This window comes from Flagellimonas olearia, from assembly GCF_009184425.1.
GTDB lineage: Bacteria > Bacteroidota > Bacteroidia > Flavobacteriales > Flavobacteriaceae > Flagellimonas > Flagellimonas olearia.
On the sequence record NZ_WELG01000046.1, the window covers coordinates 1 to 472 of the forward strand.

1 pseudogene is annotated in these 472 nt (G+C 41.5%); it reads right to left on the bottom strand.

Annotated elements, in window-relative coordinates:
- Nucleotides 1-152: 152 nt before the first annotated feature.
- A pseudogene (locus F8C76_RS19185) lies at nucleotides 153-472 on the bottom strand (hypothetical protein); the annotation flags it as partial.

The following is a 472-nucleotide window of genomic DNA, read 5'->3' on the forward strand; positions in this document are numbered from 1 at the left end:
GGGGATATGCTTAACATCTCCAATTCCGGGGTCAGCTTTTTCAGGGGTTCTTGTATCGGGGCATATGCCACCTCCTCTGATTAAGAGAAGGTGGCCACTAAAGCGGGGGAACTACAGCGTCCTAATTGACGCGCTTGTTAGGCCTGACTTGCTCAAAAGAAAGGTTCCTCAATAAGCTCAGATCTGTTGACCTTGATTTTCATTGAGTACTTTTCGTTAATATTATTTACCAAATGAATAAACCATTCAGGCGCATGGGGTGAAACAAAAACGTCTTCAATAAGGAGATCTAGATCACAGGGAATAAGCCTTCCCTCTTCCTTGCACTTCATCTCTGTTAAAAGCGCTCTAACTTCTCTTTCATGCTCAAAAGATTTTCTTTTTCGCCAAAAAGCATCATTTGGCCCGGCATAGTTTTTATTAAGATCTATATATTGAACTCGTCCAATATTTATAGAAGGGTCACGACCAA